Consider the following 299-nt stretch of genomic DNA (forward strand, 5'->3'; position numbering starts at 1 on the left):
GTGGCTTGCCCCCGAGGGCGTTGAGGATCACCAGGGGGATCAATTTTTCCGGGAAGTGGAAGGGTCCATAGTTGTTCGAGCAATTGGTCAGCAGTACCGGCAGGCCGTACGTACGCTGCCAGGCACGAACCAGGTGGTCGGACGCCGCTTTGCTGGCTGAATAGGGAGAGCTGGGGGCATAAGGCGTCGACTCGGTAAACAGGTCGTCCACGCCGTGCAGGTCGCCGTACACCTCGTCAGTGGAAATGTGGTGGAAGCGAAACGCGCGCCTTGCGGGCTCGTCGAGCTTTTGCCAATAG

At 60.5% G+C, this 299-nt stretch carries 1 protein-coding gene; it reads right to left on the minus strand.

Going from position 1 to position 299, the window contains the following annotated elements; translation table 11 throughout:
• Window positions 1-299, minus strand: a 299-nt coding sequence (locus tag AC0L20_RS40645) for a GDP-mannose 4,6-dehydratase (protein WP_473295768.1), incomplete at both ends; no start/stop codon positions are given.

The sequence above is a fragment of the Bradyrhizobium sp. Kon58 genome (genome assembly GCF_055807455.1).